Raw genomic sequence first — 16325 nt, forward strand, 5'->3', positions numbered from 1 at the left:
TCAAACTCTCCAATAAAGTTAGTTTGTCTAGCATCTAAAAATAAAAATTGACGTTTCACGTTGTTTGTTTCGTTCAGTTTTCAAAGAACTTCTTTGTCGCTCATTTGCGACTCCCTTATGTTAACATCTTCGTTAGTTAATGTCAACTAAGTTTTTCATTTTGTTTGTCGCTTTCTGCGTTGTTGCTACCGGCGACTTGTTCTATATTACACCTCTATATACTAATCGTCAACATGTTTTTCTAAAAAAATATAAAAAGGCTTATTCTTTTTCAAATAAGCCTTTTTATCACATATAACTCTATTCATTTACTTTTTATCTATAATTGGTAACGAAACGATAAATTGAATAATACTGTCCTCATATTCTGCTCGTATACTACCACCCTGCAATTCAACAATACTTTTCGCAATCGCCAGCCCGAGTCCAGAACCTTCTGTTACTCTACTTCGAGATTGATCCTTCTTATAAAAACGTTCAAATAGATTCGCTAACTCTTCTCTCGTAAACTCTTCACTATGATTCGCAATTACAATTTGTATATCCCTACGCTGCCTTTGAAAAGAAACTTTTATCTCTCCATCATCTTTACTATACTTAATCGCATTCATTAGTAAATTATCAAATACACGAACCATCTTTTCCGAATCAATCGATGCATAGGCACGTTCCTCGGGAAATTTTTTAACAAACGTAAGTCCATGTTCTTCCGCCTGCGGTACTAACTCTTCTATTAACTGCTCAAGTAATTCGTTTATACATACATCTTGTTTTTCTAATATAACTTGTTCATTCGTTAACTTCGTATACTCAAATAAATCTTCTATTAAATTCTTTAACTGCTCCGACTTCGCAAAAGCAATTCTCGTATACTCATCATGTTGTTCTTTATTTTCATATTTAGAATCTCGAAGTAATCGTAAGTACCCCATAATAGAAGTAAGTGGTGTACGCAGATCATGAGATACATTCGTAATAAGCTCATTCTTTTGCTTCTCTAGTTTACGCTCTTTTTCTATATTATTCATAAGCTCTTCTGCCATATTGTTAATATTCTCAGTTAAAGCCGCAATCTCATCCTCACCTTTTTTCTCAATACGGTAAGCTAAGTTGCCTTTTTTTATTTCTTTTACACCTTGTGCCATCGCTTCAATTTGCTTCATCTTTCTCTTTGTTATATAGAAAAAAGAGAAAATGAATACAAGCACCCCTATGAAAAACGGAAACGGCCCTTCTTGTGTATCATATATTACTTCGCCTTCCGGAATCCCACTAACAAACATGTATAAATTCTTTCCTTCAATTGTAATAGGTGCAAAAGCTATAAATTCTTTTCTCGTACTTTCAAATTCATTTCTACCATTTGCATAATTAATCGCAAATGATGCTGCATTACTAATCGTATTGTGCAAATCAATTTGTTCTTCTTGCGCCTGCTTCGTTTTATATAAGACTTTACCGCTCTCGTCAGTAACCAATACTTTTAAAGCTCTAGAGTCTTGTTCTAAATTTTGATTCTCTATTTCAATCATACTTGATATAGCTTCTAATTTATTTTCATGAACCGAACTATCCGCCATGCTTTGAGCTTGTTGATTAATTTGTTCCATACCAGCCCGATAATCAATCGTAGCCTCCCGATTCGCATTCTCAAAAAACGGAGCTGCTGCCTTTGCTGACAAAAGCCCTAATAACGCACAAGCAGTAAATGCAGTAATAAGTTGAATTCGTATACTCCGTTTCACACTTTTCACTATCTTTCTAATTAATTCTCGGATTTTCCTAACGTAAGTAAACGGATTAAATATCTTTTTCAATCTTATACCCCACTCCCCATACTGTTTTTATATATCTAGGTTTCCTCGGATTCTCTTCAATCTTTTCACGCACTTTCCGAATATGTACCATTACAGTATTATCAGACTGGAAAGACCTTTCGTTCCAAACCTTCTCATAAATTTGCTCCGCACTAAAGACCATACCTGGATTTCTAGCTAACAATTCTAAAATTGAAAATTCCCTCGGTGTTAGCTTCACTTCTTCCCCCTCCACAATTACCTTATGGGTCGAAATGTTTATTTTCATATCTCCAATTTCTAGCTCGTCCTCATTTTGAATAGCAAAACCATTCATTTTCATATAACGACGTAGCTGAGATTTAATTCTTGCGATTAACTCTAACGGATTAAATGGTTTCGTTACGTAATCATCTGCACCTGTTGTTAGCCCTAAAATTTTATCCATATCCTGCGTTTTTGCTGAAAGCATAATAATCGGCATTTCTTTTGCTTCTCTTACCTTCATACACATATGAATGCCATCTACTTTCGGCATCATAATATCTAATACAACTAAATGTACTTCATTTTCTTCTAGTAGGCGTAATCCTTCTTCCCCGTCTCCTGCTTGTAGTACTTTATATCCTTCGTTCTTTAAATAGATTGTAATTAAATTTCGAATTTCTTTTTCATCATCTACGACAAGTATTGTTTCCTGTGCCACAATATCTCCCCCAGTACTTTTTAATCCCTAACTTCTATTATAGAAAAACTTCTGAAGAAAAACGCTCGGAAATCCTTAAGATTTTCTGAAGACGCAAAAAAGGTCTAGACTCCCCTTAAGTCTAGACCTTTCAAAAACCCCTCTTATTTACGAACGTAGATGAAATATAGTACGAATAAAACTCCCATAACATACATAATTGGATGAACCTCTTTACGACGACCACTCACAACCATTGTAATTGGATAGAAGATAAATCCTATCGCGATTCCCGTTGCGATACTATACGTAAGTGGCATAGAGATGATTGTAAAGAATGCTGGTACTGCAATCTCGAATTTCTTCCAATCAATTTCTCCTAAAGATGAAACCATCAAGATTCCTACAATAATTAATGCTGGCGCTGTTACAGCTGGTGTTACAACACTTAATAATGGTGAGAAAAAAAGTGCCAGTAAGAAGAATCCTGCTGTTACAACTGCTGTAAATCCAGAACGTCCTCCTGCCGCTACCCCTGCAGACGATTCAATGTAAGACGTTGTTGTTGATGTACCTAAGATCGCACCGATTACAGTTGCAATCGCATCTGCAAATAATGCTTTTCCCGCACGTGGTAATTTATTGTTCTTCATTAATCCTGCTTGATTCGCAACCGCTACAAGCGTACCTGCTGTATCAAAGAAGTCGATGAAGAAGAACGTTATAATAACAATCCCCATTTGAACAGTGAAAATATCTCCGAAGTGTGTTAACGCCACACCGAACGTTGGTTCTAGACTCGGTATTGCTCCCACTACAGCTTTCGGAGTATCGATTAATCCTGTTGCCACTCCTAAGATTGCTGTAAGAATCATACCGTAGAATACTGCACCATTGATTTTCTTAATCATGAAGATGATTGTAATAACAACTCCGAAGATCGCTAGTAACGTTGTGCCCTTTGTTAAGTCCCCCAACCCAACAAGAACAGCATCATTCTTTACGATAATTCCGGCATTTTGGAATCCAAGGAATGCAATGAACAATCCGATACCTGCTGCTACTGCAAACTTTAACTCTGATGGAATTGCATTAATGATTTTTTCACGAATACCTGAAGCTGTAAGAATAATAAAGATAATACCTGACATTAACGTTCCTGCAATTGCTGTTTGCCACGGAATCCCCATCGTTAACACTGCTGTATAAGCAAAGAACGCGTTAATTCCCATACCTGGCGCTAAAGCAATTGGATACTTCGCGAAAATCCCCATAATTAGCGAACCAATCGCCGCTGCTAATGCTGTAGCAACAAATACTGCACCTGGATCCATTCCTGTACCTGCCGGTAACCCTTTAACATTTCCAAGCGACAGCGTAGCAGGATTGACAAATAGTACGTAAGCCATAGATAGAAATGTCGTTAACCCTGCTATGAACTCAGTCTTATAATTTGTACCGAGTTCATCAAACTGAAAATAGCGTTTCATCTTACGTTTCCCCCGTTATATGATTACTCGCCGTATTTCACCCTAGCCCTCTTTTATCTATAAGAATAAAAAAGGCTTCCATTGCATATACATGGAAGCGTTCTATAAACAAAGACAAGTTTCCCCTCATCTTTATACAAACGCCTCGTAGTCAAGCCATTTACGGTAGCTAGGTAGAAACTTTCGGGCCATATCCCCGATATTATACGACGGCATAATATTCACTTTTCGTTTGAATTACATACTCATATTAACTCGAGGAAGTGGTTTTGTCAATTTAAAAACGAACATTATTTAAAATTTTTATGTTTTCGTTCGCTATAAAAGCTTTTTGCGCACCAATTTCTTCTTATTACCATTACTTTTTGGTTTATATATGTATAATCACTGAAAAAATGTTCTAACTTATTAACTGTAAGTTAGAACATTTTTTCATACTCTACATTCTCTAACTCATATTCATCTAACCATGTATGCCATAATTCAATATCCTTTTAAGGTATAGTAATGCTATTTAAATACTCTTTCACATACTGTGGTAGTAGCTTACTATTATTATTTTCTATCTTATAAATGTTTTTCTTCTTTGAGTAGTATCTGACCAATTGATTTTGATGATCTTCGTAAATTAAAAGATGCCCCTCTTCACCATCAACATTAATAAGGAATATCTTTTCATTTTTATCCAATGCTAACCCTTTTAACATTCCTCCAAAGAGATGATGTAACTCCTTCTCTTTATAGCCTAGTCCTAGCAAATCATTAAATGATTTAATGTTGTCATTATCGCTTTTTAAAATAGGTAGTTCAACATCCGTAGCCAAGAGGTTATATATACTCATCATCCCTCTAACGCATTATCTTCAACACACGCAAACATTTAACTCTTTTTTGGCTACAATTTATAAAAAAAGCTATAAACCTTATTAAAAAGGTTTATAGCTCATTTTTACTATTCCCACTCAATAGTTGCTGGTGGCTTACTCGTTACATCATACACGATACGGTTAACGTGTTTTACTTCGTTTACGATACGTACAGAGATTTTCTCCAATACGTCCCAAGGGATACGTGCCCAGTCAGCTGTCATACCGTCGATAGATGTTACTGCACGGATACCTACTGTGTAATCGTAAGTACGCTCGTCACCCATAACACCTACGCTACGCATACCAGGAAGCGCAGTGAAGTATTGCCAAATCTCGCGGTCTAATCCTGCTTTAATAATTTCTTCACGTAAAATCGCATCAGATTCACGAACGATTTCTAATTTCTCTTCTGTGATTTCACCTAATACACGAATACCAAGACCTGGTCCTGGGAATGGTTGACGCCATACGATTTCATCAGGAATTCCTAGTTCTGATCCTAATACACGTACTTCATCTTTAAATAAAGTGTTTAAAGGCTCAATTAATTTGAACTGCATGTCTTCTGGAAGTCCACCAACGTTATGGTGAGATTTAATTGTTTGTGCAGTTGCTGTACCACTTTCAACGATGTCCGTGTAAAGTGTACCTTGCGCTAGGAAGTCCATTCCTTGTAATTTAGAAGCTTCATCATCAAATACGTAAATGAATTCGTTACCGATGATTTTACGTTTTTGCTCTGGATCTTCTACACCTTTTAACTTGTTCATGAAGCGCTCTTGTGCATCCACTTTAATAACGTTCATATGGAAGCCTTCGCTAAATGTTTTCATAACGCCTTCCGCTTCGCCTTTACGAAGTAAGCCGTGGTCAACGAAAATACATGTTAATTGATCACCGATTGCTTTATGAATTAATACTGCTACAACAGAAGAGTCTACACCGCCACTAAGTGCGCATAGTACTTTTTTGTCTCCAACAGTTTCACGGATCTTTTCTAATTCTACTTCGATAAAGTTCTCCATGTTCCATCCTTCAGAACAACCACATACGCCGAATACGAAGTTTTTAATTAAATCGTTACCGTGCTCAGAGTGACGTACTTCTGGGTGGAATTGTACACCGTATAAGTTTTTCGCTTCATTGCTCATACCAGCAATTGGGCAAGATTCACTTGTTGCGTCTACTACGAATCCTTCAGGTAAACCAGTTACTAAGTCACCATGACTCATCCATACAACTTGCTCTTCTGGAAGGTTCGCATATAATTTTGATTCATTCTCTACTTTAAGAACAGCTTTTCCGTACTCACGGTGGTTTGCACGTTCTACTTTACCACCGAATTGTTGTGTCATAAGCTGCATACCGTAACAAATACCGAAAATCGGTAATCCTAGTTCAAAGATTTTTTCATCACAATGTAATGCACCTTCACCGTATACACTATTTGGTCCACCAGAGAAAATGATCCCTTTTGGATTCATTGCTTTAATTTCTTCTGCAGTAATTGTATGTGGATGAAGTTCACTGTATACACCGAACTCACGAATTCGACGTGCTATTAACTGATTGTACTGACTCCCAAAATCTAAAACGATAATTGTATCATGCTGTTTCTTCAAAATAATCACCCCAACGTTAGTTCTCGTATATAAATATTTTCACCAATTTAGGCGAAAAGCATTACCAATATAATAAAAAAAGCCAGTCCTCCGCCTCTAGTCTCATAACAAAGAAAAGGCAGGGGTCTGGCTTTATAAAGAAAGATAGTCTCCGCTCTTTATAAATATAAGACACACTGCCTTCATAGTCAGGTTGTTTACGGTAACCCGGTAGAGACTCTCAAACCATATCATTGAGGATATATGAAGGATCGTTTTATATTATCTTCCTAGATTCTAACAATGAAGTATCAATATGGTCAAGAGAGAAAGCGACAAAATTCTACAGAAATTAATTTCCTGCCCTCAAAAACATGAAAAAAACATCCACTTCTATATAGAAGTGGATGTTTTCGAGCAAACGGAATTACATCATTCCGCCCATACCGCCCATGCCCATGCCGCCCATGTCAGGCATTCCAGCAGCACCAGCTGGTTCTGGCTTGTCAGCAACTACAGCTTCAGTTGTTAAGAACATAGCTGCAACAGATGCTGCGTTTTGAAGTGCAGAACGAGTTACTTTAGCTGGATCTACGATACCAGTTTCAAGCATGTTAACCCATTCGCCAGTAGCTGCGTTGAAACCAACGCCTACTTTTTCGCCTTTTAGACGCTCTACAACTACAGATCCTTCTAGACCAGCGTTGATTGCGATTTGACGAACTGGCTCTTCTAGTGCACGAAGTACGATATTGATACCTGTTGCTTCGTCGCCTTCAGCTACGATAGAAGCTACTTTCGTGTATACGTTCATAAGTGAAGTACCACCACCTGCAACGATACCTTCTTCTACTGCTGCACGAGTTGAGTTAAGTGCATCTTCAATGCGAAGTTTGCGCTCTTTTAACTCAGTTTCAGTTGCTGCACCTACTTTAATTACTGCTACGCCGCCCGCAAGTTTCGCAAGACGCTCTTGTAATTTTTCACGATCGAATTCAGAAGTTGTTTCTTCTAATTGCGCACGGATTTGACCAATGCGAGCTTCGATTTGTTGTGAATTTCCAATACCTTCAACTACAGTTGTGTTTTCTTTCGTTACAACGATTTTACCAGCGCGTCCTAAAGATTCAACTGTAGCAGATTTTAAGTCACGTCCTAATTCTTCAGTGATTACTTCGCCACCAGTTAAGATTGCGATATCTTCTAGCATTGCTTTACGACGGTCACCAAATCCAGGAGCTTTAACAGCTACTACATTGAATGTACCACGAAGTTTGTTCACTACTAATGTAGCTAACGCTTCGCCTTCTACATCTTCAGCAATGATAAGAAGTGGTTTACCTTGTTGTACCACTTGCTCTAATACTGGTAAGATTTCTTGAATGTTAGAAATCTTCTTGTCAGTAATTAAGATATATGGGTTATCAAGAACTGCTTCCATTTTGTCAGAATCAGTAATCATGTAAGGAGATGCATATCCACGATCAAATTGCATACCTTCTACTACGTCTAATTCTGTTGTGAATCCTTTAGATTCTTCTAAAGTAATAACGCCGTCGTTACCAACGCGCTCCATTGCTTCAGCGATTAATTGACCTACTTCTTCGTCAGCCGCAGAAATAGCAGCTACTTGTGCGATTGAAGATTTACCTTCGATTGGTTTAGAAATCGCTTTTAATTCTTCAATTGCAGCAGTAACAGCTTTTTCGATACCTTTACGAAGACCCATTGGGTTAGCTCCTGCTGTTACGTTTTTAAGACCTTCACGAATCATAGCTTGCGCTAATACAGTTGCAGTTGTTGTTCCGTCACCAGCTACATCATTTGTTTTGCTAGCAACTTCTGCTACTAATTTTGCACCCATGTTTTCGAATGCATCTTCTAATTCGATTTCTTTTGCGATCGTTACACCATCATTTGTAATAAGTGGTGAACCGAATTTTTTCTCAAGTACAACGTTACGACCTTTTGGTCCAAGCGTTACTTTTACTGCATTTGCAAGAGTGTCGACACCGCGAAGCATCGAACGACGTGCTTCTTCACTAAATTTAATATCTTTTGCCATAATAATTGACCCCCTTGGATTTTTTAAGATTTATATAATTAACCGATAACCGCTAAAATGTCACTTTCACGTAAAATCAAGTACTCTTTACCTTCGTATTTCACTTCAGTACCTGCATATTTTGAGAAGATGATAAGATCACCTGCTGCTACCTCTAAAGCAACACGCTCACCATTTTCAAGCACTCGACCAGTACCTGCTGCAACTACTTTACCCTCTTGTGGTTTTTCTTTTGCAGTGTCTGGTAATACAATACCACTTGCTGTTTTTTCTTCTGCTTGAACAAGCTCAATTACAACGCGATCACCTAATGGCTTTAGCATGAACAATAACCTCCTCATTTTGTTATGTAAATTTTATTTATTAGCACTCAAGTCACCCGAGTGCTAACACACTTATAATAATAAATAATCTCAATTTCTTTTGCAAGTAAAAAAATCATAATTTTTTCGCAAATTACTATATATACTTTTCTATATAAAATCCTTCTTCTACTACCTTTACTATATGAATCGTTGTTTCCACCACTCGTATGTTACAATATGAAAGACACCCTAAGTTGTTTTCGCTACACACACAACTTTTTCCTGTCTTCTATTTTAATTTCAAATACAGATTTACAAAAAAATCATAATTCGAATGAAAGTTTATATGATAGGTAGCATATTTACATGTTATCCTACTTTATCTCATACACTAGAGTTAGAAAGGATGGTTAAACCATTTGAAGAAACAATATTGGTGGGTTATCGTTACATACATTTTAATGCAGTTATCTGGAATTGTTGGATTACCATTACTCTTAAAAACAGGTCTCTATGATAATAGAGGATTTACCACCGAGGAAAAGGGACAAATCATAACTGGCCATTGGGCGATTATTAGCTTTTTCATTGCATTATGCGTTGTACTTTGGTTACTCAGAACAGACATTCGCGATCGACATTTAGATAAAATGCGCTCTACTGTTCCAGCTACAATTGGATGGATTTTTATCGGGTTCTTCTTAGCATTTTTCTCACAAAGTATCGCTGGTATGATTGAAATGTATTTACTGGACATTAAGCCTGGATCTGAAAATACAGCAAGGCTGATGGACATAGCAAGAACCACACCTTGGTTCCTTATTGTTGTATCTATAATCGGACCTATCTTAGAAGAAATCGTATTTAGAAAAATTTTATTTGGTACACTTTATAAGAAGTTTAACTTCTTTATTGCCGCTATCATTAGTTCTCTTGTATTTGCGGCGATTCATTTTGATTTTACTCACTTATTGGTATACACTGCTATGGGGCTCGTATTCGCCTTTTTATATGTAAAAACGAAGCGTATTATCGTTCCAATTGCAGCTCATGTTTTGATGAATACACTCGTTGCAGTCGCTCAAATTGCAGTAAGCAATGAGCAAATTCAAGAAATGATTAAAGAAGCTGAGAAAATGCAAGGCTTTATCGGAGGATTTTTAGTATGAGAAACTCACCATTGTTCATGGCTGCATTGTACTTCCTTCTTGGATGTATCTTTACACGTTTCGCCATTACGAACGTAACAGATACAATCTGGAATATGTGGACAATACTATTTGCAGTGATGGCAACAATTGATTTTAATTTGGCACTTCGCCTTATATTAGTCAAATTCACAAAGAAAAAACAATAATAAAACGCAGAGGTCGCTTCCTCTGCGTTTTATTGTGGATAATTTTTCAAAAAGTAAACAAGTGTTTGTAACTCTACAGCTAAATCAATATGATGAATTCTTATATTTTCTGACACATTTAAGCGTGCTGGTGTAAAATTTAAAATACCATGCACGTTCGTTTCTGCCAATCTATCTGCCACAGATTGTGCTACTGTAGCCGGTACTGTTAATATTGCCACTTGTATATCAGTTGATAAACGTTCTTCTAATTCATCTAAATGATATACAGGAATGCCCCCGATTTCTGTTCCAACTTTCTCTTCACTAACGTCAAATGCCATCTCAATTTTTGTATTATTGTTTTTCGTGAAATTATAATGTAAGAAAGCGGTCCCTAAATTACCTACTCCAATAAGTGCTACACGTGTTATATCATCTTGGTCGAGTGTTTCACGGAAAAATGATAATAAATAATTTACGTTATATCCATACCCTTTTTTCCCTAACGCTCCAAAATATGAAAAATCTCTTCGAATAGTTGCGGAATCAACCTTTACCGCTTCACTCAATTCGGCTGATGAAACACGTTGCTTACCAGAAAGAGATAAGTTTTGGATAAATCGATAGTATAGAGGCAATCGTTTGGCAGTGGCTTGTGGAATTTTTTGCTGATCCATATAACCTCTCCTCTCTTCCTATCTTTATTCATATACTTGAATCAAATACAGAAGTTTAGCACTCATGAATTTCCTTGTATAATAAAGAGAAGAAGTATTCTCTCTTTATTTTAAACTATACACTATTTTTAGTATGATTGAGAAATATAAACATGGCAAAGTTAAGAAATTATTTGAGGTGAAAACATTGATTTTATTACAAGTAAACGGACTTTCGAAATTATACGGTGCAGAAACGATTCTTGCAAACATAAAATTGGAAGTACAAACGAAAGATCGTATCGCATTAGTCGGACGAAATGGGGCCGGAAAATCTACATTATTAAAAATAATAGCTGGTGAGCTATCTCATGATGGTGGTGAAATTATAAAACCGAAAGATGTCTCAATGGGGTATTTAGCTCAAAATACCGGATTAGAAACGTCTTTAACAATTTGGGATGAAATGTTAACCGTCTTTACACATTTACAGCAAATGGAGACAAAACTTCGAAGGCTAGAGCAAGAGATGGGAAAAGAAGAAAACTTTTCGAATGCGGCTACATACGAAAAATTATTAGCTGATTATGACCAACTACAATTAGATTATAAAGATCAAGGTGGCTATCAGTACGAAGCAGATATTCGTTCAATTTTAAGCGGCCTTGGTTTTCCAGTTGAAACGCACCAGACGACGATTTCTACATTAAGCGGTGGGCAAAAAACACGATTAGCTCTTGGTAAATTATTATTAACGAAACCAGACTTACTTATTTTAGACGAGCCTACAAACCATTTAGACATCGAAACATTAACATGGCTTGAACAATATTTACAAGGTTATCCTGGTGCGATACTAATCGTTTCCCATGACCGTTATTTCTTAGACAAACTCGTTACACAAGTATATGAAATTTCGAATAAAGAGAGTAGACGATTTGTTGGTAACTACAGTAAATATTTAGATTTAAAATCAGCTTTATACGAGCAAGAAATGAAACGTTACGAAAAACAACAAGATGAAATCGCCAAGCTTGAAGACTTCGTTCAAAAAAATATAGCTCGTGCATCTACGACAAAACGTGCGCAAAGCCGTCGTAAACAATTGGACCGAATGGAATTATTAACAAGACCATTAGGCGATTCTAAGTCAGCATCCTTCCACTTCGATATCGAAAAACAAAGTGGGAATGATGTTTTACAAGTAAAAGATGCAGCCATTGGCTATGATGGAGAACCTATTATTGAACATGTAACTATGCGCTTAACTCGCGGAGATAGTGTTGCCTTAGTTGGACCTAACGGAATTGGAAAATCTACATTATTAAAATCCATTGTGAATAAGTTACAACTCTTACACGGAGATGTTGCTTTCGGTTCAAATGTATCTGTTGGTTATTATGATCAGGAACAAGCAAACTTAACATCTTCTAAACGCGTGTTAAATGAACTATGGGATGAATATCCACTGCAACCTGAAAAAGAGATCCGCACTATACTCGGCAACTTCTTATTCACAGGGGATGATGTATTAAAACCAGTATCTTCTCTTAGTGGTGGACAAAAAGCTCGATTAGCTCTCGCAAAACTTATGATGCAAAAATCAAATTTATTAATTCTCGATGAACCTACGAACCATCTTGATTTAAATAGTAAAGAGATTTTGGAGAATGCTTTAATTGATTATCCAGGGACTCTTCTATTCGTCTCACATGACCGCTACTTTATTAATCGTGTAACAACAACTGTTATTGAGTTATCAACAGAAGGTGCACAGGAATATTTAGGGGATTACGATTACTACGTTGAAAAGAAAAACGAAATGATTGAACGTGCAGAGCTTGAACAGCAAGAAAATGACACACCTGTTCAAAAGGTGGTTGCACAAGAAAAGTTAAATTATCTAGAAGAAAAAGAGCGTAAAAAACTAGAGCGTCAACGCACTAGAAAAATTGAAGAACTGGAACAAAATATCGTAGAATTTGAAGAAGAAATTGCTACGTTAGAAGATCAGCTTTGCTTACCAGAAATATATGCCGATTATGAAAAGACTAGTGAAATTACAACTAAAAAGCAAACACTACAAGAACAACTTGAAGCTTGTATGGCAGAATGGGAAGAACTGCATTTATAAGAGCATTTTAATAAGAAGGATGTCTCATAAGTCGAGATTTTTGACTATGCGACATCCTTTTTATTTTCTAGTTGGAAGCAACTTCATGGTACATGAACAATTTTTCAAATATATCTACCACAAATTGAAATATATCAACGATTTTTCAAATATATCCATCATAACTCTAAATATATCAACGATTCGACAGAGAATATCGATTTACCGACAAAGTTTGACATTGGTACCGATCCACGTATTAATAGAAGATTATCCCGAAATATCTTTTCTGATATTCACCTCTATTTTATTTCCCAGAAAAAGATATATCAAAGGTCAGACTTCATCTATTTTATCCACAACGTTATACACATATCCACCTTTATAATATAAACCTCAAAATAACTTTTCCACATTATCCACAGAAAAGAAAAAAGTTATCAACATTTTATATACACAATAAAACCCATATTATCAACAGATAATACGGGTTTTATCCACAGTCTGTGGTTAATTTTGTGCATAACTAGGCTTCAATATCTAATCCTGGATTTGCATTTAAAGCTAATGTTGCACGCTTTCCTTGTTCATAAGCAATTGTCCCTGCCGCTGCGATCATCGCTGCATTATCTGTGCATAAAGACAACGGTGGAATAATTAGCTCAATATTTTCTTTTTGCGCAAATTCCGCTTCTAAACGTGCACGAAGTCCTTTATTAGCAGCTACTCCACCAGCAAGAAGTACTTGCTTTACGTTATAAGCTTCCGCTGCACGAGCTGCTTTCGTTACAAGTACATCGATTACACTTTCTTGGAAACTTGCTGCTAAATCTTCTGGCGCAATTTCTATACCACGTTGTTTTGCGTTATGCACAGTGTTGATAACTGCTGATTTCAATCCACTAAAGCTGAAATCATACGAATCCGGTTCTAGCCATGCACGAGGCAAATCGATTGTCGGCTTCCCTTCATGCGCAAGGCGATCAATATGAGGACCACCTGGATATGGCATGGATAACGTACGAGCTACTTTATCATATGCTTCTCCTGCTGCATCATCTCGTGTTTCACCAATCACTTCAAATGAACCGTGTTCTTTCATATAAACAAGCTCTGTATGTCCACCAGATACAACAAGTGATAATAGTGGGAATTGAACTTCTTTGACTAAACGGTTCGCGTAAATATGGCCAGCAATATGATGAACACCAACTAGAGGAATATCGTGCGCAAAGGCTACTGCCTTCGCTGCATTTACTCCTATTAAAAGTGCTCCTACTAAACCAGGTCCTTCTGTTACAGCAATTGCATCAATATCTTCAAAAGTTATATCCGCTTCTTTTAAAGCTTCTTCTAACACAACTGTAATTTCTTCTACATGATGGCGGGATGCAATCTCTGGTACAACCCCACCAAAACGTTTATGGCTTTCAATTTGTGATGCGACGACATCCGCAATGATTTCCGTTCCGTTTTTAACAACTGCTACTGCTGTTTCATCACAGCTTGTTTCAATACCAAGTATAATCGTATTTTTTTCCATTATATATTCACCCACATTACAAGACCATCTTCCTGATTGTCTGCATAGTATCGTTTACGAATTCCACCATTTTGAAATCCGTATTTCCTGTATAACTGCTTTGCTGCTTCATTTGATACGCGTACTTCAAGTGTCATCGTTTTTACCCCTACTTCTTTCGCCTGGGAAATAACTTCTTTCAATAAGGCATCCCCTAGCTTTTGACCTCTATATTCTGGCAAAATAGCTATATTTGTTATATGTGATTCATCAATAATTATCCACAATCCACAATAACCAATTACGCGACCATCTTTTTCTAGCACAACATAATGTGCATGTTCATTCATCGCTAATTCACGGTGAAAGGCATCTGCAGTCCAAGGAGTTGAAAAAGATGCTTCTTCAATAGCTACAATTTGAGCAATATCATCGAGTGCCATCTTTCTAAATATCATATCCATTTTCTAAAGACCCCTACTTCTTTTGACTTTCTAACCATTTTGTTTCAGCTTCAGCTAAACGAAGGTAACTCGGAACAAACGTATGCACATCTTGCTCTTCTTTTTGTAATCCTAAAAATGCTAGCTCACTTGGTCTTGGGTTATTCTTAGTAAAAGGTGCAAATACAGCTTGATCGCCTAAATGTTCTACAATTGTTTCTTTATGCAGTTTAACATCGTTACCAATAAATAAAACAGGCTGTCCTTTATCTTTTAACATCTGCAACCAGTCTACAATAAGAATAATTCGGTCTTCTTCTATTGAAGTTAGCTGCTCTCCTTCATATGTATATAACCCAGTATAAATTTGTCCGCGTCTTCCATCAAATAAAGGACAAATTAGTCCATTAAAATTAGCGCCGTTTGCAGCAACTACTTCTAAACTTGATACACCTACAATTGGTATTTGAAGTGACCAAGCTAACGTTTTGGCCGCTGTCACACCAATACGAACACCTGTATAAGATCCAGGTCCAGCAGCTACAACGATTTTAGTTAATTCTTTCGGTTTTACACCACACTCTTTTAACAATTGTTCTACAGCTGGCATAAGACGTACAGAATGGTTTTTCGTTAAATTTGTAATGATTTCCCCAATCACGTTTCCTTCCTCAATAAGGGATACACCCATTACGTAATTTGAAGTATCAATTGCTAGTACTTTCATCTTGTAATAGCTCCTCACATAATCTAATATAGCGATCTCCAATTGGCTCGAGTACAATTTTTCTGGTGTCATCTCCAGCATGGAATAAACTAATTTGTAACTTTTCATTTGGCAAATAAGCTTCTATTAAATGAGCCCATTCCACTACTGTGATTCCTTCACCGTAGAAATACTCATCAAAACCTAAGTCTTCTTCACTTTCTGCTAAACGATACACATCCATATGATATAAAGGTAATCTTCCTTTATATTCTTTAATAATGTTAAAAGTAGGGCTGTTTACGACTCTTTTCACTCCAAGACCTTTTGCTAGTCCTTTTGTAAAAGTCGTTTTGCCAGCTCCAAGATCGCCTTCTAAAATAATTACATCTTGTGCCTTTACAAGTTCACCTAATTTTTCTGATAACCTTTGTGTTTCCTCAGAAGATTTTGTTGTTACTTCATATTTACTCACAGACTTCACCTACTTTGCTCACAATGTTCTCTGCTTTTTATTATACAGGTTTTAAATATATAAAAAAGTCCTTAGGAGTTTTCCTAAGGATAGTTTGACTGTCTTTATTAGTTTTTTGTTAAAACAAATAAAAAAATACGAAACAACTTGTTTCGTTCTTTTCTTTATATAAAATGGCGGTCCCGACCGGGGTCGAACCGGCGATCTCCTGCGTGACAGGCAGGCATGTTAACCACTACACCACGGGACCATTTGGTTGC

General features: G+C 36.6%; 15 protein-coding genes, 1 tRNA gene and 2 riboswitches. Of the genes, 3 read left to right on the forward strand and 13 right to left on the reverse strand.

Annotation, left to right across the window (positions count from 1 at the left end; all coding sequences use genetic code 11):
* Positions 1 to 308: 308 nt before the first annotated feature.
* The 7 genes from MR065_RS25600 to groES all read right to left on the reverse strand — a co-directional run bounded on the left by MR065_RS25600 (position 309) and on the right by groES (position 8829).
* Entirely contained in the window at positions 309 to 1817 is a 1509-nt protein-coding gene (locus tag MR065_RS25600) for a sensor histidine kinase (RefSeq protein WP_242215531.1), read from the reverse strand.
* Complete coding sequence (locus tag MR065_RS25605) at positions 1801 to 2502, reverse strand: response regulator transcription factor (protein WP_097905622.1); 702 nt, start codon at positions 2500 to 2502, stop codon at positions 1801 to 1803. Before MR065_RS25605 ends, MR065_RS25600 begins: the two co-directional genes overlap by 17 nt.
* A gap of 143 nt (positions 2503 to 2645) precedes the next feature.
* Complete coding sequence (locus MR065_RS25610; protein WP_097905623.1) at positions 2646 to 3971, reverse strand: NCS2 family permease; 1326 nt, start codon at positions 3969 to 3971, stop codon at positions 2646 to 2648.
* 128 nt (positions 3972 to 4099) lie between these two features.
* A riboswitch (purine riboswitch) is annotated at positions 4100 to 4201 on the reverse strand.
* Positions 4202 to 4465: 264 nt separating this feature from the next.
* Positions 4466 to 4813 (reverse strand): hypothetical protein, encoded by a 348-nt coding sequence (locus tag MR065_RS25615; RefSeq protein ID WP_242215533.1) that lies wholly within the window; start codon positions 4811 to 4813, stop codon positions 4466 to 4468.
* A 110-nt stretch (positions 4814 to 4923) separates the two neighbouring features.
* Positions 4924 to 6462, reverse strand: coding sequence for a glutamine-hydrolyzing GMP synthase (guaA, locus tag MR065_RS25620; protein ID WP_023520892.1), 1539 nt, complete (start codon positions 6460 to 6462; stop codon positions 4924 to 4926).
* A 165-nt stretch (positions 6463 to 6627) separates the two neighbouring features.
* A riboswitch (purine riboswitch) is annotated at positions 6628 to 6729 on the reverse strand.
* Positions 6730 to 6868: 139 nt separating this feature from the next.
* Positions 6869 to 8506 (reverse strand): chaperonin GroEL, encoded by a 1638-nt coding sequence (groL, locus tag MR065_RS25625; RefSeq protein ID WP_001029986.1) that lies wholly within the window; start codon positions 8504 to 8506, stop codon positions 6869 to 6871.
* A 38-nt stretch (positions 8507 to 8544) separates the two neighbouring features.
* Complete coding sequence (gene groES, locus MR065_RS25630) at positions 8545 to 8829, reverse strand: co-chaperone GroES (RefSeq protein ID WP_000917307.1); 285 nt, start codon at positions 8827 to 8829, stop codon at positions 8545 to 8547.
* A 401-nt stretch (positions 8830 to 9230) separates the two neighbouring features.
* On the opposite strand from groES, the gene MR065_RS25635 reads away from it, so the two are divergent.
* Positions 9231 to 9980 (forward strand): CPBP family intramembrane glutamic endopeptidase, encoded by a 750-nt coding sequence (locus MR065_RS25635; RefSeq protein ID WP_097905629.1) that lies wholly within the window; start codon positions 9231 to 9233, stop codon positions 9978 to 9980.
* Positions 9977 to 10168: a YdiK family protein gene (locus MR065_RS25640; RefSeq protein WP_001246201.1), complete on the forward strand. Its 192-nt coding sequence runs from the start codon at positions 9977 to 9979 to the stop codon at positions 10166 to 10168. Before MR065_RS25635 ends, MR065_RS25640 begins: the two co-directional genes overlap by 4 nt.
* Positions 10169 to 10197: 29 nt before the next feature.
* Here the strand turns inward: MR065_RS25640 and MR065_RS25645 are convergent, their stop codons facing one another.
* A complete protein-coding gene (locus tag MR065_RS25645) occupies positions 10198 to 10827 on the reverse strand; it encodes a redox-sensing transcriptional repressor Rex (RefSeq protein WP_000372704.1) in 630 nt (209 codons plus the stop codon).
* 187 nt (positions 10828 to 11014) lie between these two features.
* Here MR065_RS25645 and MR065_RS25650 point away from each other — a divergent pair, with 187 nt between their 5' ends.
* The gene (locus MR065_RS25650) at positions 11015 to 12940 is read left to right on the forward strand and encodes an ABC-F family ATP-binding cassette domain-containing protein (RefSeq protein ID WP_242215534.1); all 1926 of its coding nucleotides are present in this window, start codon (positions 11015 to 11017) and stop codon (positions 12938 to 12940) included.
* A 505-nt stretch (positions 12941 to 13445) separates the two neighbouring features.
* Here MR065_RS25650 and tsaD read toward each other — a convergent pair.
* From tsaD to MR065_RS25675, 5 genes are all read right to left on the reverse strand, one after another.
* Positions 13446 to 14462 carry a tRNA (adenosine(37)-N6)-threonylcarbamoyltransferase complex transferase subunit TsaD gene (tsaD, locus tag MR065_RS25655; RefSeq protein WP_097905631.1) on the reverse strand — a complete coding sequence of 339 codons (1017 nt, stop codon included), beginning with the start codon at positions 14460 to 14462 and terminating at the stop codon, positions 13446 to 13448.
* Positions 14462 to 14905 carry a ribosomal protein S18-alanine N-acetyltransferase gene (gene rimI / locus MR065_RS25660; protein WP_242215536.1) on the reverse strand — a complete coding sequence of 148 codons (444 nt, stop codon included), beginning with the start codon at positions 14903 to 14905 and terminating at the stop codon, positions 14462 to 14464. The genes tsaD and rimI overlap by 1 nt, the downstream gene beginning before the upstream one ends.
* Positions 14906 to 14918: 13 nt before the next feature.
* Positions 14919 to 15611 carry a tRNA (adenosine(37)-N6)-threonylcarbamoyltransferase complex dimerization subunit type 1 TsaB gene (gene tsaB / locus MR065_RS25665; protein ID WP_242215537.1) on the reverse strand — a complete coding sequence of 231 codons (693 nt, stop codon included), beginning with the start codon at positions 15609 to 15611 and terminating at the stop codon, positions 14919 to 14921.
* The gene (tsaE, locus tag MR065_RS25670; RefSeq protein ID WP_097905633.1) at positions 15592 to 16065 is read right to left on the reverse strand and encodes a tRNA (adenosine(37)-N6)-threonylcarbamoyltransferase complex ATPase subunit type 1 TsaE; all 474 of its coding nucleotides are present in this window, start codon (positions 16063 to 16065) and stop codon (positions 15592 to 15594) included. Before tsaE ends, tsaB begins: the two co-directional genes overlap by 20 nt.
* 174 nt (positions 16066 to 16239) lie before the next feature.
* Positions 16240 to 16315: transfer RNA gene (locus tag MR065_RS25675), tRNA-Asp, on the reverse strand.
* Positions 16316 to 16325: the final 10 nt, after the last annotated feature.

The sequence above is a fragment of the Bacillus cereus group sp. BfR-BA-01383 genome (assembly GCF_022663495.1).
GTDB lineage: Bacteria > Bacillota > Bacilli > Bacillales > Bacillaceae_G > Bacillus_A > Bacillus_A cereus_AU.